The sequence below is a fragment of the Leptospirillum ferrooxidans C2-3 genome (assembly GCF_000284315.1).
In the GTDB taxonomy this organism is placed as follows: Bacteria; Nitrospirota; Leptospirillia; order Leptospirillales; family Leptospirillaceae; genus Leptospirillum; species Leptospirillum ferrooxidans.
Genome location: NC_017094.1, coordinates 2,187,525 through 2,212,128 on the forward strand (window position 1 = coordinate 2,187,525; position 24,604 = coordinate 2,212,128).

At 48.5% G+C, this 24,604-nt stretch carries 25 protein-coding genes; 3 read left to right on the forward strand and 22 right to left on the reverse strand.

The features are described 5' to 3' along the window. Positions 1 to 40 precede the first annotated feature (40 nt). The 19 genes from LFE_RS11000 to LFE_RS11090 all read right to left on the reverse strand — a co-directional run bounded on the left by LFE_RS11000 (position 41) and on the right by LFE_RS11090 (position 17,684). Positions 41 to 790 carry a cytochrome c biogenesis CcdA family protein gene (locus LFE_RS11000; protein ID WP_014450296.1) on the reverse strand — a complete coding sequence of 250 codons (750 nt, stop codon included), beginning with the start codon at positions 788 to 790 and terminating at the stop codon, positions 41 to 43. Beyond that, positions 787 to 1,257, reverse strand: coding sequence for a TlpA family protein disulfide reductase (locus LFE_RS11005; RefSeq protein ID WP_014450297.1), 471 nt, complete (start codon positions 1,255 to 1,257; stop codon positions 787 to 789). The genes LFE_RS11000 and LFE_RS11005 overlap by 4 nt, the downstream gene beginning before the upstream one ends. A 49-nt stretch (positions 1,258 to 1,306) precedes the next feature. Next, the gene (locus LFE_RS11010; RefSeq protein ID WP_014450298.1) at positions 1,307 to 1,921 is read right to left on the reverse strand and encodes a TlpA disulfide reductase family protein; all 615 of its coding nucleotides are present in this window, start codon (positions 1,919 to 1,921) and stop codon (positions 1,307 to 1,309) included. 12 nt (positions 1,922 to 1,933) lie between these two features. After that, on the reverse strand, positions 1,934 to 2,785 hold the full coding sequence (ccsB, locus tag LFE_RS11015) for a c-type cytochrome biogenesis protein CcsB (RefSeq protein WP_014450299.1): 852 nt from the start codon (positions 2,783 to 2,785) through the stop codon (positions 1,934 to 1,936). A gap of 109 nt (positions 2,786 to 2,894) precedes the next feature. After that, on the reverse strand, positions 2,895 to 4,469 hold the full coding sequence (gene resB, locus LFE_RS11020; protein ID WP_014450300.1) for a cytochrome c biogenesis protein ResB: 1,575 nt from the start codon (positions 4,467 to 4,469) through the stop codon (positions 2,895 to 2,897). Positions 4,470 to 4,645: 176 nt separating this feature from the next. After that, complete coding sequence (locus LFE_RS11025) at positions 4,646 to 6,202, reverse strand: MlaD family protein (protein WP_014450301.1); 1,557 nt, start codon at positions 6,200 to 6,202, stop codon at positions 4,646 to 4,648. 78 nt (positions 6,203 to 6,280) lie between these two features. Then, complete coding sequence (locus tag LFE_RS11030) at positions 6,281 to 7,042, reverse strand: ABC transporter ATP-binding protein (protein ID WP_014450302.1); 762 nt, start codon at positions 7,040 to 7,042, stop codon at positions 6,281 to 6,283. 12 nt (positions 7,043 to 7,054) lie between these two features. Then, positions 7,055 to 7,822, reverse strand: coding sequence for an MlaE family ABC transporter permease (locus LFE_RS11035; protein WP_014450303.1), 768 nt, complete (start codon positions 7,820 to 7,822; stop codon positions 7,055 to 7,057). Then, positions 7,809 to 9,044, reverse strand: coding sequence for an alanine racemase (gene alr / locus LFE_RS11040; protein WP_148272637.1), 1,236 nt, complete (start codon positions 9,042 to 9,044; stop codon positions 7,809 to 7,811). The genes LFE_RS11035 and alr overlap by 14 nt, the downstream gene beginning before the upstream one ends. Before the next feature lie 20 nt (positions 9,045 to 9,064). Next, a complete protein-coding gene (frr, locus tag LFE_RS11045) occupies positions 9,065 to 9,619 on the reverse strand; it encodes a ribosome recycling factor (protein ID WP_014450305.1) in 555 nt (184 codons plus the stop codon). A gap of 45 nt (positions 9,620 to 9,664) precedes the next feature. Continuing rightward, the gene (pyrH, locus tag LFE_RS11050; RefSeq protein ID WP_014450306.1) at positions 9,665 to 10,375 is read right to left on the reverse strand and encodes a UMP kinase; all 711 of its coding nucleotides are present in this window, start codon (positions 10,373 to 10,375) and stop codon (positions 9,665 to 9,667) included. Next, positions 10,372 to 10,968 (reverse strand): translation elongation factor Ts, encoded by a 597-nt coding sequence (gene tsf, locus LFE_RS11055; protein ID WP_014450307.1) that lies wholly within the window; start codon positions 10,966 to 10,968, stop codon positions 10,372 to 10,374. The genes pyrH and tsf overlap by 4 nt, the downstream gene beginning before the upstream one ends. A gap of 91 nt (positions 10,969 to 11,059) precedes the next feature. Further along, entirely contained in the window at positions 11,060 to 11,815 is a 756-nt protein-coding gene (gene rpsB, locus LFE_RS11060) for a 30S ribosomal protein S2 (RefSeq protein ID WP_014450308.1), read from the reverse strand. 386 nt (positions 11,816 to 12,201) lie between these two features. Continuing rightward, complete coding sequence (gene argJ, locus LFE_RS11065; protein ID WP_014450309.1) at positions 12,202 to 13,416, reverse strand: bifunctional glutamate N-acetyltransferase/amino-acid acetyltransferase ArgJ; 1,215 nt, start codon at positions 13,414 to 13,416, stop codon at positions 12,202 to 12,204. Positions 13,417 to 13,433: 17 nt separating this feature from the next. Beyond that, complete coding sequence (argC, locus tag LFE_RS11070) at positions 13,434 to 14,465, reverse strand: N-acetyl-gamma-glutamyl-phosphate reductase (protein WP_014450310.1); 1,032 nt, start codon at positions 14,463 to 14,465, stop codon at positions 13,434 to 13,436. Positions 14,466 to 14,550: 85 nt separating this feature from the next. Next, entirely contained in the window at positions 14,551 to 14,943 is a 393-nt protein-coding gene (rpsI, locus tag LFE_RS11075) for a 30S ribosomal protein S9 (protein ID WP_041775063.1), read from the reverse strand. A gap of 40 nt (positions 14,944 to 14,983) precedes the next feature. Continuing rightward, positions 14,984 to 15,430 carry a 50S ribosomal protein L13 gene (gene rplM / locus LFE_RS11080; RefSeq protein WP_014450312.1) on the reverse strand — a complete coding sequence of 149 codons (447 nt, stop codon included), beginning with the start codon at positions 15,428 to 15,430 and terminating at the stop codon, positions 14,984 to 14,986. Between the two features lie 28 nt (positions 15,431 to 15,458). Further along, a complete protein-coding gene (locus LFE_RS11085) occupies positions 15,459 to 17,363 on the reverse strand; it encodes a B12-binding domain-containing radical SAM protein (RefSeq protein WP_014450313.1) in 1,905 nt (634 codons plus the stop codon). Between the two features lie 66 nt (positions 17,364 to 17,429). Beyond that, positions 17,430 to 17,684 (reverse strand): YfhL family 4Fe-4S dicluster ferredoxin, encoded by a 255-nt coding sequence (locus tag LFE_RS11090; protein WP_014450314.1) that lies wholly within the window; start codon positions 17,682 to 17,684, stop codon positions 17,430 to 17,432. 383 nt (positions 17,685 to 18,067) lie between these two features. Here LFE_RS11090 and LFE_RS11095 point away from each other — a divergent pair, with 383 nt between their 5' ends. The 3 genes from LFE_RS11095 to LFE_RS11105 are packed head-to-tail and all read left to right on the forward strand — an operon-like array spanning position 18,068 to position 19,891. Next, a complete protein-coding gene (locus LFE_RS11095; protein ID WP_148272638.1) occupies positions 18,068 to 18,664 on the forward strand; it encodes a hypothetical protein in 597 nt (198 codons plus the stop codon). Beyond that, entirely contained in the window at positions 18,664 to 19,050 is a 387-nt protein-coding gene (locus tag LFE_RS11100) for a dihydroneopterin aldolase (protein WP_148272639.1), read from the forward strand. The genes LFE_RS11095 and LFE_RS11100 overlap by 1 nt, the downstream gene beginning before the upstream one ends. A gap of 1 nt (position 19,051) precedes the next feature. Next, positions 19,052 to 19,891 carry a hypothetical protein gene (locus LFE_RS11105; RefSeq protein ID WP_014450317.1) on the forward strand — a complete coding sequence of 280 codons (840 nt, stop codon included), beginning with the start codon at positions 19,052 to 19,054 and terminating at the stop codon, positions 19,889 to 19,891. A gap of 74 nt (positions 19,892 to 19,965) precedes the next feature. Here the strand turns inward: LFE_RS11105 and LFE_RS11110 are convergent, their stop codons facing one another. From LFE_RS11110 to mrdA, 3 genes are all read right to left on the reverse strand, one after another. Then, complete coding sequence (locus LFE_RS11110) at positions 19,966 to 21,522, reverse strand: Rne/Rng family ribonuclease (RefSeq protein WP_014450318.1); 1,557 nt, start codon at positions 21,520 to 21,522, stop codon at positions 19,966 to 19,968. Between the two features lie 117 nt (positions 21,523 to 21,639). Beyond that, entirely contained in the window at positions 21,640 to 22,734 is a 1,095-nt protein-coding gene (gene rodA / locus LFE_RS11115; protein WP_014450319.1) for a rod shape-determining protein RodA, read from the reverse strand. Next, positions 22,731 to 24,596 carry a penicillin-binding protein 2 gene (gene mrdA, locus LFE_RS11120; RefSeq protein WP_148272640.1) on the reverse strand — a complete coding sequence of 622 codons (1,866 nt, stop codon included), beginning with the start codon at positions 24,594 to 24,596 and terminating at the stop codon, positions 22,731 to 22,733. The genes rodA and mrdA overlap by 4 nt, the downstream gene beginning before the upstream one ends. Positions 24,597 to 24,604: the final 8 nt, after the last annotated feature.

Sequence of the window (24,604 nt, forward strand, 5' to 3'; positions counted from 1 at the left end):
TGAAGAATGGCCCTCTTCCTGAAACCAGAGCCGCTACTGATTATAAATTTGAAGTCCAGCCAATATGATGTTGCGTCAAAAAGGAAGACAGGATTGAAAATGCATTGGCAAAAACCAGGACTCCCATGACAACCAGCACGCCCCCCGACACTTTGGTAATGGTGGGGATCCATCGGGATATTTGAGAGAAGCGTCCCAGAAATGAATTGAACATTACCGCCGATAAGAAGAACGGCACAGCCAGTCCTAGTGAATAAAAAGCCAGCAATTCAATCCCTTTCAACACATTTCCTTCGCTCCCCGCAAAAAAGAGAATGGATCCGAGAATAGGGCCCACACAAGGAGTCCAACCGGCCGCAAATCCAACCCCGATCAGGAATGTACCGGCTAAAGTAGATGTCCTCTTTCGGGCTGGGAGACGAAATTCCTTGTTCAAAAAGGGAACCTTCAAGATACCTGCTATAAAAAGTCCAAAAATGACAATGATCAAGCCACCGACCCTACGGATAGCTTCCTGGTAAGTCAGGAGAAATTCGCCTATAAATGAAGCGGATGCCCCAAAGCCAATGAACAAGGCCGAGAAACCAAAAATAAACGCAAGCGAATTCACGACAGTTGTTTTCGTGACCTCTGCCTTTTCGACTGTCCCATTTTTTCCGGTCAATTGATCAAATGACAATCCGGTTATAAAAGAAATATAGGATGGAACAATCGGAAGAACACAGGGAGATACAAAAGACACCATTCCGGCCAAGAATGCCAGTGTTACAGAGAGTGGTTCATGATTCATCGGGATGCTCCGGAAAAGAATGCTTTAGGCAAATATGTTTTCTGGAAATCAGGGGAAGAAAAGGGGATTGCCCCTTCCAGAAACCATACAAGGTGTCCATCGGGAGAAATCAGGGCGGAGGACGGTAATCCTCTTACATGATAGGAATCGGCAACTTCACCAAAAGAATCATTTAAGACCGTGTAGGTAATGTGGTACTTGCCCAGAAAATCCACGATTTTTTTATGGGACGCTAGGCTTTCCGAGACGGCAAGTATAACCATCCGTTTTGCGGTTGGCGTTTGGCTGAAATGTTCAAGATCTGGCATTTCTTTAATGCATGGGCCACACCAGGTTGCCCAGAAATTCAGCAACACCCATTTTCCCCTCAGCGAAGAGAGGGTCCATATCTTGCCATTCATATCATGAAGACTGATATCAGGAGCAAGTTTCCCTTCTGTAGAAGCTTTAACAGGGACCACACACATCAAGCAAATGATCCCTGATAGAAGCGAGAGAAGAAATCCCCGGAGGATCTTAGTAGCCACCGCTTTTGGCCATTGGTGGATTTTGGGCCGCCTTTCGGGCAATGTACTCTTCCGGTTTTTGAGGTCCTTTATCCAATAAAGTCAACATGGAATCCAGGTTTTTCTTTACGACCCAATTCCTGGGCCCCACTACGTGCTCTGCAACCACACCATTCTGGTCAATGACAAACGTCTCCGGAACACCAGTGATCTTGTAACGATGGTCCAGAGTATTCAACGGGTCCAGGGGAACAGGAAAGTGGATGTTATGTTTTTCCAGGAAAGGAGCAACCTGGTTTTTATAAAATACATTGTTCTCATTAACGGCCAACAGCTCAAAATGAGACCCTGCCTGTTCCTTCATACCTTCATACATAATTTCCATGGAAGGCATTTCCTGTTTACAAGGCTTGCACCATGTCGCCCAAAAATTCAGCATGACTACCTTGCCTCGATAGTCGGACAATTTGATTCTCTTGCCATCAGCCGATTCCAGATTGAAGTCAGGCGCAACCATCCCCACTTTTAGAGGAGCAAAGCGATAAGTGGTGCCGTAGTACCCCAGAACAATGACAATAAGTAAAACAGCTGTTGCTTGGGGCCAATATTTTTTCAATGAATCCAACTTGAGACCTCGCTAGGCAGCATATGCATGAAGACCGGGAATGATGAAGCTGACACCCCAGTAAAGGAATACGACAGAAGCAAATCCCAGGATCGAGAACCAGGCACTTCCCTTGCCCCTGAGACCTCTGGTCATTCTCGCGTGAAGATAGGCTGCATAGACAAACCAGGTAATCAGGGACCATGTCTCCTTTGGATCCCAGGACCAATATCCGCCCCATGCTTCATAGGCCCACATTCCGCCAAAAATGACACCAAGGGTCAACAGGGGAAATCCGACCATCACGGCTTTATATGTCAGATCATCAAGAACATCTGTTGCAGGGAACTCCCTGAGAATCCAACCGGTTGTTCCTTTTTGTTCAGAGCGGAGCTTCAGAAGATAAATCATCGCCAAGGATGCGGAAATACCAAAAGCTGCATAAGACATGAACATTGTAAACACATGAATTTTCAACCAATAGGAATTCAGGGCCGGATTCAATGGTTCAACCATCTGGTAGCGGTACGGAAGCATCTTGGCAGCTCCGACAGCGAACATTACAAGTGTCAGAACAAAAGCACCCGCAACACGAACCTTGTATTTGAATTCCATTACCATATAACCAAGAATCGATGCCCAGGAAAAGAGGAAAAGAGTCTCATACAAATTGGACCAGGGAGCGTGATGGTCAGCAACACCTCGTCCCACCAGGGCAGCAGTATTGACGACCCATCCCGAAAAGGTCACTGTCGAGGCGATTTGCCCCATTTCCTTTTTATGGGAAATCAGGAAGAGAAAATAGAGAACGGTTGCAAGAAGATAAAGTCCGATCACCGTGTTATAGAGGAGAAATGATGATCCGACAGAGTTGATCAACGTCATGAAATATGCCCTCCTGTTCAGGGAGGAGGCTTAACGCCTCCTCCAATATCGATCCGGGAAAAGGTAGCCAACTCCCGTTTGTTCATTTTTCCAGGCTAGAAACACACCATCAAGTCTCTCCCGCAAGTTTTCGCGGACCTGCTCCCGACACCATCGTTTCCAACGGGGTCCCGGAACCTTGCCCAGCCTGAATCTCCTGGACAATTTCATTAAATTCCTTCTCAAAGCCCAGCTTGTCCTTATGACCGAAGCCGCCAACGGACAACTGCCACACCCCCGAGTTTTCCTTCGCTCTTACCCATAGTTTCCTGTGGTAAACAAAAGACGACAGGAAGAGTCCTCCCACAAGGAGAAAGGAACCGGCCAGAATGACATGGACACCCGGATCCTTGGCCACTTCGAGCCCGGTGTACATGGGAGCTTCATATCCCCCCAAAATAAAAAAGTACGGAAGGGACTTCATGACCTGAATCTGCGGAAAATTGTAAAATAGCCATGGGGAACCAATTTGCTTGCCGTTCTGGTAAATCCCCAACTGGATAGCCGGGTTGTCGGATTTTTCCGATTTACTGTACACGGAGTTTGTCTTCGGATCAAAAGCAAAATCCGCAACGTACCGCAAAATCTTGATGCTCAGATCTGTCCCCGGTGCTGGCGAAAGAGCCCCGCCCTTGAGCATGACCTGACCCAAAAACTGCTTTTTTTCCTTGTTGACGATCAGGATCCTTGCTTTATCGACCCTGTCCCAGGCCTCTCCATAGCTTGCCTGATAGAACCTCAAACCATTGGTTTCCAGTGGATGATTGACGCTGATCACTTTGTGATCGATGATTTTTCCGGACTTCAGCACATCAACATCACTGAAAAATCCCTTCACCATCCCGTTTGGGTAGTGATCGATCCAGAACTTGTTGACTCTAAGGCTAAAATCTCCCTGAGGAACAAATGTTGTGGAATGCACATAGAAAGTGCCGAACAGCCGAAATCCGAGAAGGCTTCCGATCAAACCGCCTGCCAGGATAAGAATCACAGACATATGGGCAACGTGGGAGCCAATCCGACCCATAACACCCTTGTGCCCAAAAACAACAACATCTCCACCGTCCCTGATTTCGGTAACTTTGTACCTTTTTGAGGAAAGAACTGTTTTCAGGTAGTCTCCCGGACCTGCCGGAAAACGGGAAGACGGAATGGAGAGATCGGCAAACTCCCGCTGTTTTTTTAGAAACTCCCGACTCACATTCACCTTCTCGTGGAACATTGAACGCAATGTGATCGGGAAACGGTTATAAACACAGGAAACAGCATTAATACAAAGGATTGTCAGAAGGCTGACGTAGTACCAGCTGTGATAGATGTCATCGACCTTCAGCCGGACAATCCATCCTCCCCATTTTTCACCATATCCCGCTATATAAAACGGAGCATCCCTGCCCTGTTCGATAAACGTCCCGAATATGGTCAAAAAGGCAAGAATCAGAAAGAGTGAGATCGCAAGCCGAAGGGAAGAAAGCACTGCAAGAATTTTGCTGCCGCGGAAAGTCCAACCCTCTTTTTTGACAGGGGAAGGTGCAGATTTTCCTGCATTTTCCTTTTTTTCGGCTTCCTGGCGGTTTTCGTAATAACCAACCGCTCCGGTCATTTCAATTGTCTGTTGCTCATCAGGGGTCAAACCACCCGACATCCATGCCTCCTTCAAAGCCCGAAGCCTGGAGTAAGCGCAGCTTATCTTGGTATTTTGAGTTTAATATCCGATGGTTTCTTAAGGTCACTCCGTTCGAAAACTATAGATCAATCCACCCCTGATGGTCAATGATCCACGAGCAAAGCAGGCCATCTCAAATGCACTTTTTGCTCTTATCAGGGGGCATGGCCTGCAATCAGATATTTTAACGTATTATCAGAGAAGATTAATCCTCCACCGATCATCGGTGATGACTCGTTGGCATTCAAAGGATTGTACCAACCGGCATTGAGCCAGATATGATTTAGTACAGTGTAAGTCAAAAATGCCCTTACAAAAGGATTGGGCGCTACAGGATTGAATGCTCCGATATTGTACATGGTCATGGTAAAGGTCAGGTTCGGCAAGAGGTAAACATCCGTCCCCAGACCAAAACTGTTTTCAACCAGTCCTGCCCTGATATCAAAACCATCGAATCGTTGACCGAACTCAAGGCTGAAACGAAGGCCGGAATTGTTTGCGCTAATGGACGGAGGGCCGGTCGTATAGGTTCCATTGGGATTCTGAGTCACTGAGGAACCCTGCTGATAGGTGGGGTTGGTCGAGTCAACGATCTGGAATCGATAAAATTTGTCTGACCGTGGGTAAAGATCGAGATCCAGCACGCCTTCCGACGTTCCCCCACGGGTAGCTGTCAGATCACGCATCCAGACATTCAGTCGCATCCTCTCGGCCTTGTTGGCTTCCTTGCTCAATGTCTTCAGTGTTTTATTGAGGTTATTATAAAGTTCCGGATCATTCACCAACTTTCCGATTGTTCCTTGCCCATCATCGATTTTTTCAAGGATACTGTCGAGGTGGGCAGCGGCCTTGTTGGCCTTGTCATAGAGTGCCCGGTCATTGACCAGTTTTCCAACCGTCCCGACGCCAGAATCGATTTTCTTGGAAATGGAGTTGATCCGGTTCAGGATCTTGGGTGACTTGTCTTTCAGATTTTTCGTGAAATCGTCCAGATTTTTCGTCAGACGAGCAAGATGTTTCAGTGTATCCTGCAATTCTATTTTTCCTTTGTCCGAAGCGATAGCCAATCGGAGGGATGCGGTTATAGCCTTGATATCGGCTGATATTTTCTGAAGGCGCTGAACCAGCTTGTTCACACTCACCGTCTCCCCAGGACTCTGGATCGTCGACTTCGGTGCCAGATAACCCGAGTTCTCAATCCCTGACAACGTTGCATCTTCAGAGCTCTCTGATTGGGAGGGGGATGATTGGGCTGGTGGTGTCCCTGCGGGAGGTGGATCTGCCCAAGCCCGTTTCAGCTGAAAGAGTCCTGAAAGGTCAACACCGAATCCATTCCTGCTCGAATCTCCCTTGATAAAGGGTCTCCCGGATGGGCCTGGTGTCAACTCAATATAAACTTTTCCAAGAAACCCGTTGGAATAGATCAAGGGATGAACATCCGAAGGGATCCTGATCCCGGGAAAGATTGTCATCTCAACATGAGCTTTTCCCTTCCCGCTCAGCGTGATATTGGTCACTTCCCCAACCTTCACCCCTGCAACCCTGACAGCAGCACCCTTCTCCAATCCATCCACAGTCTTGAAATCGGCATAGAGCAGATAGCTCCCTTTCTCATTCAGATGCCAATGGCCAAATCGTATCGATAGAAGAATCGCCGCAATAATCGCCAGCACAACAAAAATTCCAAGTTTCGCTTCAGAGGTCCAATTCATCGTCGTTCCATTTTCTTTCTCTTTGGGCTCATTTTGGTCCCCTGGGTCATAGACGTAAAAAAATATTGGGAAGAAGACTCATATCACACTAATTGGACCCACAGTATCACCAGAAATGAACTGGCGAACAACAGGATCTTTCGATGCCTGGATTTCTGCTGGAGTTCCGGATGCCTGGATCACTCCCTGGTACAGAAAAATGATTTTGTCTGCAATTCTGAATGCGCTTTTCATGTCATGGCTGATGACGAGACTTGTGACACCCAACTCGGAGCGCATTTTTAAAATCAGCTCATCAATCGCTGACGAAAGGACCGGATCAAGCCCTGTTGTTGGCTCATCATAGAGAAGAATTCCTGGTCTCATCGAGATCGCCCGGGCAATTCCCACCCTTTTTTTCATCCCTCCGGAAACCTCAGATGGCATTTTTCCTCCAACGCCCCTGAGGCCGACTCTTTCCAGATTTTCTTCCGCTATCTTTATAATTTCGCGATCTCTGAGTCCTGAATGCATCCGAAGGGGAAATGCCACGTTTTCAAGGAGCGACATCGAATCGAATAATGCCGCTTCCTGAAAGACCATGCCCATTCCCTTACGAACTTCGTCCATCTCCCGGGAGGTGAGCTTCATGATCGGTTGACCGCCAACCAGAACATCCCCTTCATCCGCAACAAGAAGCCTCATGACGTGTTTCAGGAGAACGGATTTTCCTTGTCCGGAGCCTCCGATCACAACAACCGTCTCACCTTCCGGAACGGTGAAGGAGATCCCTTTCAGCACCTTCTGGCGGCCAAAGGATTTGGTCAGATTCTCGATTGTAAGATTATTGCCGGGACTCATATTCAAGACCTTCTAGTACAGCCAGGACGTCAGGAAGTAGTCACTCACCAAAATAGCCATCGATGATGCCACAACAGCAACAGTCACCGATCTCCCCACTCCGGCAGCACCCCCTGAGGCATAAAACCCCATATGGCAGGAGAGAAGGGAAAGCAAGGCACCGAATACAGCACTTTTGACAAGGCCTGAGTAAAAATCATGGAGATTGACATACTCTGCGATTCCTCGCACATAAGAATTATGGGGAAGGCCCAAAAGGATCACCGCCACAAAATACCCTCCCGCGATGCCAACGAGGTCTGCTAATACGGTCAATAGTGGCAGGGCTGTTAGACCGGCATAAACCCGCGGCGTCATCAGGTAGGTTTGGGGGTTCACAGCTAAACTCGTAAAAGCATCAATCTGTTCCGTCACCCGCATCGTACCCAGCTCAGCGGCCATTGCAGAGCCGGACCTGCCGGCGACCATCAGACCTGTAATTACCGGACCCAATTCTCTGGTCATGGACAGGGAAACAACCGCCCCGACCAAACTTTCAGCATTAAATCTCCGAAAACCGATCCATGCCTGCAGGGCAAGCACCATTCCGGTAAAAAATGCTGTTACAATAACTACTAAAGTGGAATCAGCACCGACCCGGACAAGTTCGATCAGATAGTTTTTCACTTTGAAGGCAGGACGGAAAATCCCGCCAAAGGCAAGCGTTGCCGAAGACGCCAATAATCCAAAAAATGTGAAGAACCTTATAAACCGTTTTCCTATCCAGTCAAGGATCCTCATCAATTGACGTCTCCGTTGTGGAATTTTCCCGATATAAACGGGGAGATCGCCTCCCCAGAAGGCACAATATTTCATATGGAATCGTTCCCGAAATTCCCGCAACATCCCCTGCAGTCATTGCCCCTGTTTTTCCATTTCCAAGGACAGTGACCCAGTCTCCGATCCGGTGAGTTCCTGTTTTTCCCAGATCGAGCATGACCATATCCATGCAGACCCTTCCCAAAAATGGCAAAACTCTTCCTTGGCTATAGGCCCATCCCCGGTTGGAGAGAAGTCTTGGGAGCCCATCGGAATACCCCATCCCGGCAACACCGACTGTTGTCGATTCTTTCAGATGAATGGTTGATCCGTAAGAAATCCCCGTTCCTGACGGAAGAGAGCGAACAGAGAGTAGCCTAGACTCAACCTCCATACAACCGGTGACTCCCAGCTGATTGCTCACGTTCTCTCCTTCAAATCCATATAGCAGAAGACCTGGCCTGACCCATATGCTCGCTCTCTCAATCAGGTCAGGAGGCATCCCTGCAAGATGGTTTTTCCATCCTCCTGAAAGGATTGCCGAGCTGTTACCGGCATGAATGACAAAACGCTCCGGAAGGAGTTTTTCCCGCTCAAGTTCAAGGATGGGATAGGAAAGCTTTCTCCAGGCTTCCACAGTGGCATCAAGGTCCTCTCCTGAGGCAAAATGGGTCATGATCCCTTCTACCATGATATCCGGCCGATCTTTCAAGAGGTTGACCAGCTCATGGACCTGTTCAGGAAGAAACCCAAGTCGCCCCATCCCGGTATCAAACTTCAGATGGACAGGGACTCTTCTGGAGCCTTCTTGCTTTGGGATTGAGGCAACTTGGTCTGGGTGATGGAGGACCGGAGTCAGACGGGATGAAATAACGGATTCCCATTCTCCGGGTAAAAATCCGGACATGAGAATGATCCTACCCTTTATTCCTGCCTGGCGAAGAGTCATACCCTCCCCAGGAGACATCACAGCAACACCTTCAGGAACTTCTCTTGAAAGCGCCTGGGAAACACGGATCATGCCATGACCGTAGGCATCAGACTTTACAACTGGCAGAACACCAACACCTGCCCCCAGATAATGTCGAATCTTTTTTAGATTCGACTTCACCATCCCCAAATCAATGAGGACTCGACTTCTTTCAAGGATGTCTGAGGGAGGGTTCGATTCGAAGGGCGATTGGCCGGTTTCGGGAAGACACATGATAGGAGGGGAGACCAAAATTACGTGGTCAGGATCTCCTGCTCTTTCTTATGAGTAAAGTCATCCACTTTGGCGACAGACTGATCAATCATTTTCTGAAGCTCATCTTGAAGCTTCTTTAAGCGATCTTCCGGAATAAGACCCTCAGCCTTTTTTTTCTTCAGATCGTCATTGGCTTCCTTGCGAATATTTCTGAGGCCAATTTTAGCTTCCTCAGCCATTTTCTTTAAATGTTTTACCAACTCTTTCCGTCGATCCTCTGTCATCGCAGGCATTACGATCCGGATCATTTTCCCGTCGCTTTGAGGGGTAAAGCCCATATTAGCCGCCATAATCGCTTTTTCAATTTCAGGAACGAGCTTGATTTCCCATGGGGTAATGGTAACGATCCGGTTCTCGACAATATTCAATGTTGCAATCTTGTCCAGTGGGGTCATGTTCCCGTAATAGGAAACCTTGACGTTTTCAAACAGGGAAAGGGACGGTCGCCCTGTCCTGAGGCTCTGGATGTCTTTTCTGAAAAACTCCACCGCATGATCTAGAGGTCCTTGATATCCCTTAAGCTCGCTGTCCATTTGATCAACCCTCGAATTAGAAATGTGTCCCACGAAAAAATTGGTTCAGCGAACGAGCGTCCCTAACTCTTCTCCCTGAACAACCCTTACAATATTTCGATCCTCTGTCAAATCAAAAACAATGATTGGCAGATTGTTGTCCATGCAGAGGCTAACGGCAGTCGCATCCATCACCTTCAATCGTTTCTCAAGAACTTCACCGTAGGTCAATTGGACATAACGGGTGGCGTTCTTATTTTTTTTGGGATCATCCGAATAGATGCCATCAACTTTTGTGGCTTTCAAGACAACTTCGGCTCCGATTTCCATCGCACGAAGAGCGGCCGCTGTATCTGTCGTAAAATACGGATTGCCTGTTCCAGCAGCAAAAATAACGACTCTGCCTTTTTCGAGATGTCTCACAGCACGCCTTCTGATGTAAGGCTCGGCGAGTGCCCTCATTTCGATGGCGGAAAGAACCCTTGTGGAAACCCCCTTACGTTCAAGGCTTGACTGAAGGGCGAGGCTGTTCAGGACGGTTGATAACATTCCCATGTAATCAGCCGATGCCCTGTCAATGCCTTGCTGAATACCGGAAAGACCCCGAAAAAAGTTCCCTCCCCCAATCACGATTCCAATTTCCTTGCCCAATTGGGAAAGTTCCTGAACTTCACCGGCTATCCGGTCCATAACATCGGGATCTATCCCAAAAGACAGATCCCCCATAAGTGCTTCTCCGGATAGTTTTAAAAGGACCCTCCGGTATCCTTCTTTCATCCGTTCGCCTCCCCGATCTGATAACGGACAAACCGGTTCACAATGACATTCTCTCCCAACTTGGCGATGGCAGCATTAATCAGGTCCCTGACTGTGATACCGGGATCCTTGACGTATGCCTGTTCCAAGAGGCACGATTCCTGAAGAAACTTGTCGAGCTTTCCTTCAACAATTTTATGTCTCACATTTTCGGGCTTGTCCTTGGCTTCTTCCAGAAATCGCTCCCGAGCCTCAGAAACGATTTTTTCGTCCATATCCTTGCGGTCAACCACTTTGGGAGAAGCCGCAGCAATATGCATGGCCAAATCCTTGGTCAATGTCTTGAAGTCTTCGGTCCGGGCCACAAAATCGGTTTCGCAATTCACCTCGATCAGAACACCGATTTTGCTTCCAGCATGAATATAGGAAGAAACCAGACCTTCGGAAGTTACCCTGTCCGATTTTTTCTGGGCATGAAGGGACCCTTTTTGCTTCAGGATTCCAAATGCCTTTTCCATATCACCCGCGGCATCTGCCAAAGCCTTTCGGCACTCCATGAACCCGGCTTGGGTTCGGTCTCTCAACTCTTTTACTAACTGCGCAGATATCTCCAAGAACAACTCCTTGATTGTTGTGGAAGGAGAAATCTCCTTCCACAAGAATGATCTCTCAATTGAACAAAGAAGGCCTTTTCAGAAAGATGGCCTATGCTTCTGACTCTTGGGAAACAGCCTGCTTTTCCGCTTCCGGTGCAGAGAAAGTCACAGGAGCTGCCTGACCGGACAGTGCTCCGGAAAGAACGGCATCAGCAATTCCTGCGGTCATCAATCTGATCGACCGGATTGCATCGTCATTCGCGGGGACAGGAAACTGAATCAAATCCGGATCACAGTTGCTATCAACCATTGCGATGACCGGAATTCCCAGACGGTTTGCTTCATGAATGGCAATATGTTCCTTTTTGGGGTCGACAACGAAGATGGCTCCAGGAAGACGGTTCATCCCGCGAATTCCGGAAAGGATCGCCAAAAGTTTCCGATGTTCCTTGTCAAGGATCGCCACTTCTTTTTTGGGAAGGCGGGCAATTTCCCCAGCTTCAATCATGGACTCGATCTTGTTCAGACGATCCACCGATTTTCTCACCGTCTGCAGATTGGTCAACATACCACCAAGCCACCGTTCGGTTACATAATACATTCCGCAACGATCGGCTTCCTGCTGGATGATGGGCTGGGCCTGACGCTTTGTCCCGACAAAAAGAACAGACTTTTTGTCCTTGACGAGGTTCCGGATAAAGTCTTTGGCAGCCTTGAACCTTTTCGCTGTCTGCTGAAGATCGAGAATATAGATTCCATTTCGTTCTCCATAAATGAAACGCTTCATTTTTGGATTCCATCGTTTTGTCTGATGGCCGAAATGGACACCCGATTCGAGCATTTCCTTGATTGTTGTTTCTGTCATTTTGAACTCCTCTGATTGGTGGGGTTTTCGCCAGAACCGATACCCGTTGTCAAAGTGCCGAGATGCCACCGCACATAAATGATCAACAGGACCCCATTAAAGCCGCCTGGATACCTTTTCAGAACATCCGGAAAAGGAGGCGCCCACTGGTTCTGGAAATACCGATTTTATTTTTGCATCCCAGTTTTGCTTTGCTCCCGGCTACCGGGAGATAACAAAGCATCCTTGTATTGTCATTCAAACAAGGCTCAAAAATCAAACAGACTCAGCCGTTTCATACCGGAAAGAACCAGCTTAACCAAGCGATCCCTGATTAGTCAATATACGGACTATTCAGAAGTAAACTTTCTTAAATGATTCTTCGAACAAATGAACGCAAGAGCATACTACGTTCTGCCCTTGTATCCAGCATTGATCCTTACATATTCATAAGACAGGTCCGTGGTCCAATACTCTGCTGTCATCTGTCCCATTCCGAGATGAACTGTCACGGTAATATCGGATTTTTTCAAAACTTCCAGGGCTTTTTCCTCCTGATCCACACCAAGGCCGACACCATGCTCCACCAATGCAACATCTCCCACTGCGATCAAAATCTTTTCCGTCCTAACGGGAACACCTGCATTTCCTATAGCCGCCATGATTCGGCCCCAATTCACATCTTCTCCATAAAAGGCGGTCTTTACCAACAAACTTTTGGCGATCGTGGAAGCAATTTTTTTTGCATCGCTTTTTGACCGGGCTCCCTGAATCACCAGATGCAGAAATTTTGTCGCACCCTCAGCATCCCTCAGCAGAAGATTTCGAAGTTCGGAAGCGACCTCCATCAATGCCTGGGTAAATTCCCGATGCCATTCAGTTCCTTTCCCTATAACAGGATTTCCGGCCATCTGATTTGCCATCAGATAAACACTGTCATTCGTGCTGGTGTCACCATCGACAGACAGCGTGTGAAACTGTTCTTCCACAATCTGGTGAAGGGAGGCTCTCAACGCATCCTTTTCGATTACCGCATCCGTTGTGATAAAAACCAGCATTGTAGCCATATTCGGATGGATCATCCCCACACCTTTTGCCGATCCTCCAATTCTCACGATCTTTCCGCCTATCAGAACCTCCTTCTGGCTCGATTTGGGATAAGTATCGGTTGTCATGATCGCTTTTGAAAAATCAACATATCCTTTTGGAGAAATCTTTTCTGACAACGCAGGAAGGGCATTCAGAATGGAAGTCATCGGCAAGTTTCTGCCAATGACTCCAGTGGATGCAGGCAGGACCTTTTGAGCAGAACAACCAATATAATGCCCCACTTTTTCCGTCAATAGCATGGCGTCCGCCATTCCTTGCTCGCCGGTACAGGCATTTGCATTTCCACTGTTGACAATAATGGCCATCCCGATTCCCCTTCGAACTCTTCTCTGGGAAATCTGGACAGGAGCTGCCTTCATTTTATTGACAGTAAACATTCCCACAATCAAAGCTTCTTTTTCAGAAACCAGGAGCCCCAGATCCAATGCTCCCTTTTTCTTGATACCGGCATGAATCCCTGCAGCCTTAAAACCTTCAGGGAAGGTCACACCACCACGATCCTTTTTCACCATTCGTTTTCTCCATATTTTTAAGGAAAAGCTCCCCAGAGCGGCAATCCCGTCATCTCATCCTCCCCCAGAACAAGATTCATCGATTGAATGGCCTGACCGGCCGCCCCCTTAATCAGATTGTCTATGGCCGTCATGACAACGACAGCCTTCTTGCTTCTAACTGCATGAATATCAATCCGATTGGTGCCGCGAACATGAGCTGAGCTGGGAGGACTATTCACAATCCTGACAAATGGATTGTCTTCCTGGTACTTCAAGAGAAGGGATTCAATCATCCCGGGTGTCACATCATCCGAAACCGGAAGGTAAATCGTTGATATCAGCCCCCTGTTGATGGGAATCAGATGGGGAACAAAAATGACTTCTCCTGTTTCGCCAGAGAATAGATTCATTGCATTTTCCATTTCTGGGACATGGCGATGGACCATTGGCTTATAAGCCTTCATCCCCTCGGCAATTTCCGGGTAATGCGTATCTTGAGTCAAAGCTCTCCCCGCACCGGATACACCCGATTTTCCATCGACAATCACAGGCCCCTTATCCAGAAACCCGGCATGAAGAAACGGAAGGAATCCGAGAAGGGCTCCCGTTGGAAAACATCCCGGACTGCCGATATAACGGGCCTTTGAAATCGTTTCCCTATTCCATTCCACAAGACCATAAGTCGAAGATGGAAGGGTTTCCGGGGCTCCATGCTCCATATGGTAGACATTGCTGAAATCGTCTGCTTTCGCAAAACGATAATCCGGACCAAGATCAATCACGACAGGATGAGGCTTTGGGAGGGTGGCCACAATCCGGGACGACATTCCTGCCGGAAGCGCCGTAAAAAGGATATCCAGATCATTCCATAAGGATACGGAGGAGGTTTTTTCCAAGATTCCGATATCCGGCAAATTGGGAAACAATGAAGACAAGCGTTCACCTGCATTTGACTCGGCACTTAGCCTTTCAATCTCAACTTTCGGATGATTCAGAAGAAGGTGGATCAACTCCCCTCCACCATAACCCGATGCTCCAGCGATACCCACTTTGACCTTATTGGACATCTCCCCCTCATTCAGCAAAAAAAAAGGGAGGCTTTCACCTCCCCTTTTGTACAACCACAAGAGAATACGTTCTTTGGAACAGTGACTATCTCTTGGAAAACTGGAAGCGTTTCCTGGCACCCTTTTGTCCGTATTTCTTTCGCTCCTTGATACGGGCATCACGGGTCAGGAAGCCTTCCTTTTTAAGTGCTTCCCTGAGTTCCGGATTGATTTCAAGAAGGGCTCTGGAAATACCATGCCGAAGGGCTTCGGCCTGACCGGTCAAGCCACCACCGCTGACACGGGCAAAAATATCAAGCTTCCCACCCATCTGGGTAATCTCAAGGGGAGCCTTGACCTGGCTCGACCAAAGAAGACGCGGAAAATATTCTTCCAGCGGTCTGTCATTGATCAAGATATTGCCTGAACCCGCCTGGATCCTAACCCTTGCAATAGCACACTTTCTTTTGCCAGTGGCATTTCCCCGACCTTCATCCATCTGGTCCTTGCTCTCTCGTTCCTTGTGTTCCCTCTCCATACTAAACTCCTGTCTGGACTGTTACAGGTGACTGGGCCGCATGTTGATGCTCAGGTCCTGGGAAAATCCGAAGTCTGGTCATATAGATCTTGGCCAGCTTGTTTTTGGGAAGCATGCCTTTTACAGCATGGCTGAGGATATACTCGGGCTTTCTTTCCCTCATCTCACCGGCAGTGGTCTCCCTGAAACCTCCAGGGTAACCGCTGTGACGGTAATACATTTTATCTGCCCATTTTTGTCCCGTCAGAGCAATCTTGGAGGCATTCACAACTACCACATAATCACCAAGATCCTGATGGGGCGTATAGCAGACCTTCCCCTTGCCCCGAAGTATGCGAGCGGCTTCAACACTCAACTTTCCAACAGTCTTTCCTGTTGCATCAAGAAGATACCATTTCTTCTGGCCGACCTCTTCAGGATCGGCGATCCGCGTTGTCTTCTGAATCACGGCTTTAAAAACCTCCTGTTCCGGCCCCCTAGGACCGGATAATTACCGGTTTGGCCTCCATTGTCTGAAGCGATATCGCTTCAGCAGACAACATTGGCAACATGCCACGCATGGCTTTATGGACCCGATCAAGATCCTTGCTGGCAAGAACCCCGATCTGGGCGATGGACGAGTAAAACGATCCGTCCTGACGATCCAGGAATAACTGGATCAGGGTTGGCAGATTCAAACCCTGATCTGTCAAGGACTTCCTGAGTCCCTGAATGCGTTCAAAAAAAACCTCTTCCCCCTGACGGGCTTTTTCCATGACGGGCATGATCACACAGTCCACCTTCCCTTTCAACCATTCGAAGCGGGAAGGGCCCGAGTCAGAGAGATCTCCGAACGGAATGATCTTCATTCCCAATTCGGAAAGAACGTTGTAGATCTGCCGGCCATAATCCGTCTCCAGAAGGAATCTTGGAACGGCGACAGAGTATTTAAGGCTCCCTCCAGAAGCTTTCTGAATCTCCCGGGACTTCTGATAGAGATCATTTCTCAGCCCATTAAGCCAGTATCGGTTCTCTGCCTTCCAGCGGCTGAGAAGGCGATTGGCCCCATACTGAATAATCACGGAAGAAATATCCATCCGCATCAACGAACGAAAAATGGTCTTCCATGAGTAAAAGCTAACCATTCCGTCAATTGCGGATTTATTCAATTCGTACGCGGTCATGTTTCTCGGACGATAAACAACATGGTGACCGTCATACAAGCTCCAGTCTTTTGTCAGAAGCTCTCGGGCACCGGTTGCATAAAGCCGGTCATAATCCGGCGAACCCGGCAAAGGGGTCAGAATCATCAACTGAATCGATTCCATCCCCCACTTTTCGGCAAAACGGGCTGTTTCCATAATCGTTTCACGATCATCGAAATCCGAACCGACGACAAACATCCCGTGGATACGAATGCCTGCTTCCTTGAATTTCTGGATCGAGGACACAATCTTTTCATATGTCTGTCGCTTATTGAAAAGATCAAGCGTTTTGGGATTGATCGACTCAAAACCGACAAACACATTGAAACAGTTGCTTTCCTTGAACAGCTCCAGAAGCTCAGGATCAAACGCCGTCTCAATACGAACCTGAGCACCCCACTGCGGGGTCAACCCCTCGGCAATCATCCTTCGCAAAAGATCCTTTGTCCGCTTCCGATTGGCCGTAAAAAGATCATCCGCGAAGAAGATGTATTTCGGATTATTCACACGGATCTCTTCAATCACCCGATCAATCGAGTGCATTCGCATCCCATGGCCGTACATCCCCGGGACCGAGCAAAAAGAACAGGTAAAAGGACATCCCCGGGATGTCGCAATGGAGATCAGTCCTCCATTTTTCCACCCGTGCACCAACCCATAATCCGGAATGGGGTTGGAATCAAGATCCTCTTTCAGAGGCCGGTCAGGATTATGCTCCTTCAGCCCCTTTTTCCAGTAAGACAATCCTGAAATATCTGAAAGGGCAATGACACCTTTGTCCCCATCAGAAGCCGAATTCGACCTCCATGGTCCCCAGTTCATTGCCCGAATCAGCTCAAACAACGATTCTTCGCCTTCTCCCCTGATAACGAAATCCGCATGATCCAGCGCCTCGTCAGGTAGGAAGGTTACATGTGTTCCACCCAATACAACCGGAATCCCGGAACTTCTGACAGCATCCGCCAGTCTGTAGGACTGGGGAGCCGTGGATGTCAGGAGAGAGATGCCGACGACATCGGCGGAGAAAACCTCCGCCATGTCGATTGGGGCAATGTCTTCGATAAAAACTTTTACATCCCACCCTATATCCCTGAGCATGGTTCCCAACAAAATAACCCCAAGCCTCGGAATGGAAAACTGACTATAGACGTGGAGATGCGATGACTTTGGCTCAACAAGAACGAACTTTTTTTTCACGTTACGAACTCCTCTCCCTTTAGTTAGGATCGGACTGCAACGACTCCCCCTATAGGGAGAAAAGAATCAGCCGTTCGGATGAATCCGATCTTTCTTTGCAAGAAGCTCTTCCTGTGTCTCTGTGTATTCAGGATCCAGGATACAGCACTCATCAATGGGACAAACGGCCGCGCACTGGGGGTCCTCATGGAAACCCACACACTCAGTGCAAAGCTCAGGGTCGATGATGTATACCGGATCCCCTTCACTGATAGCATCATTTGGACACTCGGGAATACATGCACCACAAGAAATACAGTTGTCTTCAATTTTTAAAGACATAACCAGAATCCTCCTTGACGATATGAACAATGTTCAGGGTTACAGACCATGCAATAGCGAATTTTCACTGCCATAAAGGTGGACAGGACCGCATGCACCACATCATGCACTCTGGCTTGGCCAGCGTGCGAATGATATCCAAAAAAACGCTTACACAATTACATTTTAGACACTTCTCACGCAAATCGATACCACTTTCCCCGTTTGAGCTTTCACCCAAAGGTCTCCAATCGTACATCCTAGAGCTTTCCTTTTGCAACCTTTCCCATCTTTTCGCACCAGTCTCCACAAAAACCGCTTGCTCGGCTTCAATGGCATTTTTCTCAACATCCTCTGACAGGATTGTTTGGCGTTACCGATCTTCCTGTAATACAATGCCAGAATTGGCAGACAATTTTATGATGAGCACCCGCTCAATGGTCTCTATCCATGTTGTTTTGTCTGTTTTTTACCAGAACGAATACCCCATCTTCCATGAAGGGACCGGATCGATGATTTTGAAGACCATCCAGACCAAAGAATCAAAAACATTTACCGCTTATCCCTGGAATTTCTTTTTCCCGCTATTTGGATGGATTCTGTTGATTTTATCCTTAACAGCTTCTTGCACTCCCCAGTCCAAGGACGTTCCCCAACTCAAGGGCACAGTCAATATCGCACCCAATGTTCCCTTGTGGATGCTTCATGGAGATCTTTCGATCGTTGTGTTTATGAAAGGAAGCACATCTCCCGCCTACCTTCCAGTAGCCATATCCATTTATCCTCACCCCGTCTTTCCACTCACATTTTCCATCGATCAGGATAATGTTCGCCTGTCGGGTATCAAGCTCGCCGGCAATGTGAAGATCCAGGCCCGACTGAAACTCTCTGGGAATCAGCAAGATTCTCCTTCAACGCTCTATACATCCGGAACCCCATCGGATGGAGTTGTGGATGGACAGCCGGTTTCCCTCACCATCAGCCAGGAATCCCACCCTTGATGGTGGATACAGAAATCCTTCTCTCAAATCTTATTCTTCCCATGCATATGGGCGTTACGGAAAATGAGCGTTCACAACTCCAGACCATCCTTTTTTCTGGTATTTTCACTCTCGACCCAAAAGGGAATCGATCCCATCTCACTGACCGGATCGAAGACACTGTCGACTATGCCCGCCTCGCGTCGGCCATCAAAGAGTTCTCATCGTCCCTAACACCCCATCTCCTTGAAAGTCTCGGCTATCTTTTGGGAAAACACATATTGGACACCCTTCCCGGGATATCCAAAATGTCCCTCACACTGACAAAAACTCCATCTCCTCTCCTTCGGGAAACAGGAGCGGATGTTTCCATCAGAATCACCCTAAACAGAGAAGGAATCATCTGACATGTTTCACCCCGGTGTATTCGGCACTCTCCTCCTTGAAACATCTGCAGGAGGACTTTACCTCCTTTCGTTCATGAATCGATTCGACAGGGTCAGCAGAACCTTTTACCGGCTTCACGGAACAATTTTCCTGATCCTGTCCGGGATGGCACTTTTCTTTATGGGCCCAACAACCTATACGGGACTCCTCTCGGAAGACTATCGCCATGTGGGCAATCTCTCAGTCCTCTTTCTTACCGCCGGGATTCTTGTCCTGATCCTCTACAATGTCATCGTTTATTTCGGTAATTGGAAAAATCAGCAACCCCGATCCCGTCAGATCGGCACGGTTGCGGCACTTCTGCACCTTATTTCCCTTTCATGCCTCATCCTTGCTCTGCTTCCCGATTGGTCTCCGTCACCCAAGAACCTTCTGGTCGTCTTCTCTTTCCTCAGTTCAGCCTTTTTGCTGGGAGTTGTCCTTCTTGCCATGAATATGGGTCATTTCTATCTGACCAACCCGACACTGCCCATTGAACCGCTTCTGTTTCTCACCAGAATTATGGTCTGGGTCATGTTCTTTGTATCAGGAGTCACTATTCTTGAAACAGCTTACGATCTCAAGGTCAGTCCGGATTTTGCGCAGGCACTGAAGCTTGAATCGTTTCAGGGACTTTATGTATGGGGGAGACTTCTTCTTGGGATTATCGGAGGAATTGTCATTTCGGTCTTGTCCCTCAAGACGGTCAAGATGCACGCCACTCAAGCAGCAACCGGCCTTTTATATGTCGCACTTCTCTTTATTCTTTTCGGACAAGCTTTTTCAGGGTTCCTGTTTCTCGAAAACGGGATTCTTCTGTAAACCGACCAACAGAAGGTGGAGAGTTCACCCCATGAACGGATCGATGGGGTGAACTCTCCATAACGGGTTGTCGATCAGGGCGCGATCACTGAAAACTCTTCTATGTGGGAGAGTGGATCACTCTTGACAATCACCTGACGGTTGATCTTTTTCTCAACAGCCACAAGGAAATCCCTTTCTTCTTCCTGAAGCGCCACCTGAACATCAGGATGAACGTACAAAACCACCTTTCGATCTTTTCCTGGCTGTCTTGATCCGACGGGAACATGCCTGAGTTCTTCCAGGATCTCGTAAATGATCGTTCTCAGGGATTTCGTATACCCTTTCCCTTCACAGTAGGCACAAGTCTCTCCCAACAGGTGAACAAGGTCTTCCCTGACCCGTTTTCTCGACATTTCCACCAGTCCCAGATCCGAAATCTTAAGTGCATTCGTTCGGGCCTTGTCTCTGGACAGAGCCTCCTGCAATCCCTGAAAAACGCGCTCCCTGTTTTTTTCCTTTTCCATGTCAATAAAGTCGATAATAATAATCCCACCCACATTTCTGAGCCGGATCTGTCTTGCGATTTCTGTAACAGCCTCGACATTTGTCTGAAGAATCGTTTCTTCCGGGTCATTGCCGCCAACAAAACGGCCTGTATTGACGTCAATCACCGTCAGCGCCTCGGCCCTGTCAATCACCAGATAACCGCCTGACTTGAGCCATACCTTCTTCTCCATAGCCTTTGAAAGCTGCCGGTCGACATCATATTCGGTAAAGAGGGGCTTCTCCCCCTCCCAAAATTTGATCCTGTCGGCATAATCCGGAAGGTACAGGGATGCAAACTCCTTGATCCGTTCATACTGCTTCCGATCATCAATGATAAGGGAATCCACCTCCGGAGTCAGATAATCCCTGATCGTCCTGAAAACGACATCCAGATCTTCCCTAACCAAGGAAGGAGCCTTGATCTGGGCACTTTTTGCCAGAATGTCCTGCCAAAGAAGTTCGAGGAAGACCATGTCGGACTGGGCTTCCGCTTCGGTCATTCCTTCTGCAACAGTCCGAATGATGAATCCACCCTTTTCATTCCTGTAATTGTTGACCAATTCCTTTAGGCGATTGCGCTCATCCTCATCCGTAATCCTTCTCGAGACTCCCACATGATTGACCTGAGGCATATAGACAAGATATCGACCAGGCAAACTGATATAGCTTGTTGATCGGGGGCCTTTTGTACTGATCGGCTCCTTTGTCAGCTGGAGAAGAATCTCCTGCCCTTCAACCAGGATTTCCTCGATGGATTTCTTGACATGCTTTTTGGCCGGCTCATGATGATTCGCCTGCTCCTCGGCGGGAACTTCCGAAACTTCCGGAGCAACAGGCTTTTCAATCTCCATGGTTTCCGGAACCGCGTCACTTCCCTCGACAAAGATATCATCCACATACAAAAAAGCGGCCTTCTCAAGACCAATGTCGACAAAAGCGGCCTGCATTCCCGGAAGGACCTTGCCAACCCTTCCCTTGTATATATTTCCGACAATACCGGCTGAACGTTTCCTTTCAAAGAAAAACTCTGCCAGATGATTGTCCTCCATCAATGCAACCTTCGTTTCTTCATTCGTTACATGGATTAAAATTTTTTGCATCATGAAGCCACCAGAACCTTTCTTTGGATTTGATCAATAAAAACCAATTTCCTCATTACCACAGATTATCTTGCGACAGAAGAAAGAAATCTTGTCCCTATCCTCTGGCCGCAAAGCGAATTATCCGCATTCCCTCAATCGAACATTCAGGATCAATGCCAGTCCAACCATTGTCATCAAAAGAGCGGAACCGCCATAACTCATAAATGGCATGGGAATTCCCACCACCGGCAAGACCCCCACCACCATCCCGGCGTTGATCAAAAAACTGACGCCAAAAACACCTGTCAACCCGGCTGCCAGATAAAACCCTTTTGGATCACTTGCAGTCATGGCTGTTTCAAAGCCGAACCACAAAATCAGCATATTCAGGGCAATCAAAAAAAGAGCTCCTAAAAAACCCCATTCCTCTGAAAAAACGGCAAAGGCAAAGTCCGTCGAAGCGCCGGGAAGATACCGGAACTTGACCTGGGTTGCCCCATGGATTCCCTGCCCCCATAAACCTCCCGAGCCGACCGCCACCATCGATTGCAACGTATGATAACCAAGCCCCATCGGATCGGCTTCCGGATTCAGAAATGTCCTGATTCTGTCCTTCTGGAATGAATGGAGGTGTGTCCAGATCAGTTGCCATGCAATGGGAAGTGCCGTCACAGATGCCAGCGCTGTCAGGAAAAACGTATGTGCCCTGATCCCTCGCAAAACGAGAAAGATCGCGAGTGTGAAGATCAATCCCAGGGCTGTTCCCAGATCTGGCTGTTTTGAAATGAGATAGGCAGGAAGCAATGTCAGGAGAAAAGCCAGAAGGATCCTGTCTACCCGCAATCCCTCAAAGGAAGGCTCCCGTGCAAAGAGGTAGATCAGCATAAACAGCAAGGCCAGCTTCATAAACTCGGATGGCTGGATCATGATCGGCCCCATCCCAAGCCATCGCCTCGCCCCATGGCTTTCATGGCCCACCAGACGAACAAGGATCAGCAAGATAAAGAGAACCGAATAAATATAAGGACTTTTCTGTAAAAATGTCTTATAGGGAACCATCAGGCAAATCCAGAACAGGGCAATTCCCACAATCGCCCAGACGCCCTGTTTCAAGGCCAGATGCCAGTCGATCGAGTATTGGGTCAAGAGTCCAAGGGAAATCATGACAAGGATCACGCCCAAAAAAGTACTGTTGGAACGGAGGATATAAGAAACGGGCAACCCTGTTCTCACTTTTGGGCTCCTGTAACAGGAGCCGGGGCAGCTCCCTTGATGTAGTCTTCATAAAATAGCTTGAAGACCTGCCTCGCGACCGGACCGGCGGTATCCCCTCCATCCCCTCCGTTTTCAATCAAAACGGCAACAACGATTTTGGGAGCGGCGAAGGGGGCAAATCCCACGAACCAGGAGTGTGCCCGAATCTTGTGATGGCCAGGACCACTTGGCCCCCGATTGGAAATCACCTGAGCGGTTCCTGTTTTTCCCGCTATTTCCATTTCCTTCATCTTAACGGGTCGTCCGGTCCCGGACGGATTGTTGACCACCTCCCATAACCCTTCCCGAACCGGCTCGAAATGGTCAAGCGGAAGACCAGTAGGTACCGTCCGGACGGAGGAGCCGCTGGCATCAAGTAAAAGATGGGGTGTCACAAGAGTCCCCTGGTTTGCCACAACCGCCATCAGGCGAGCCATTTGAAGAGGGGTTACCGTCAGGTAACCTTGCCCGATCGCAAACGGCAGACTCTCCCCAGGATACCAGGGCTGGTTGAATCGCTTCTTCTTCCACTTCCGGTCCGGAACAAAGCCAGAAGCCTCGGATGGCAAGTCAATTCCTGTCTTCTCTCCCAAACCAAACGTTCTCGCATAAGCTGCCATCCGGTCCGGTCCAATCGTCATTCCCGCACGATAAAAAAAGATATCGCAAGACTGCATGATCGCCTGCTTCAGATAAATATGACCATGCCCTCCCTTTTTCCAGTCATGAAAATCCCATCCATGGAGGTGCAGAATCCCATTGCAGTAAAACTCTCGGGATGGATCAATCGCGCCGGAATCCAGCCCTGCCATCGTCGTCACGATTTTAAAGACAGAGCCGGGAGGGTAAGTTCCCTGAACGCCGCGGTTCGAAAGGGGTGTTCTGGGATCCGAAAGGAGCGTTGCCCACAAATGGCGAGACATGGTTCCTGAAACCAGATTGGGATCATAGGACGGGTGGCTGGCCATCACAAGCACCTGTCCATTCCTGGGGTCAAGCGCCACAACAGCACCTTTCCTGTCACCCAGTGCATCTTCAGCAACCTTCTGGAGGCGCCAGTCAATTGTCAGGCGAAGAGCATGTCCTTCCGTCGGCAAAGTCGGAGACAGCTTTTTGATGACATCCCCCTGGGAATCCACCAGATTTCGGTCTTCCCCGGGAGTTCCCTGCAGAAGAGAGTCATACTCCTTTTCCAAACCTGTTTTCCCTATTCCGGTCCCCGGTGGAAAATGGCGGGCATAAGAACTTTTCATGTCTGCGACGGATAGCGAGCCGACATATCCCAGCATGTGGGCAGCCAGATCCCCCTTTGTATAACGGCGATCGGGAATGGCCTGGATCACAACGCCATGAAGCCGCCAGAGATCCATCTGGACTCTCGCGAGCTGGGCAATCGTCAAATGGGTCAGAAGGGGAATGGGGAGGTACGGAGGAAGGATATCCCTGACCTTGTCGAAGGTGTCCTCAATCTCGGACACCGGCACACCCAGATCCCGGGAAAGTCGGTCCATGATCTGGTCTTCATTACCCTTAAGTCCATATTGAATAAGGGAGACAGCGAAATTCATATTATTGCTGACAAGAATCTCCCCATTTCGGTCGAGGATAGGACCACGAAGGGGAGGAAGGGGGACAATTCTCAGGATGTTTCCATTGGCCAATCGGAGGTATTTTTCATGCTCGGTGATCTGGACGGTAAAAAGTCGAAGGAGGAGAACGGCAACACCCACTCCGATAAGGACAAGGAGGATCCTGAACCTGCCCTGAGGAGTTTTGGGAAGCTTAAAAAGAAGGCTGTCCCCTGAAAGTCCCAGAGCGGGAGCATCTTCTCTAAGAACCATGGGCCTTC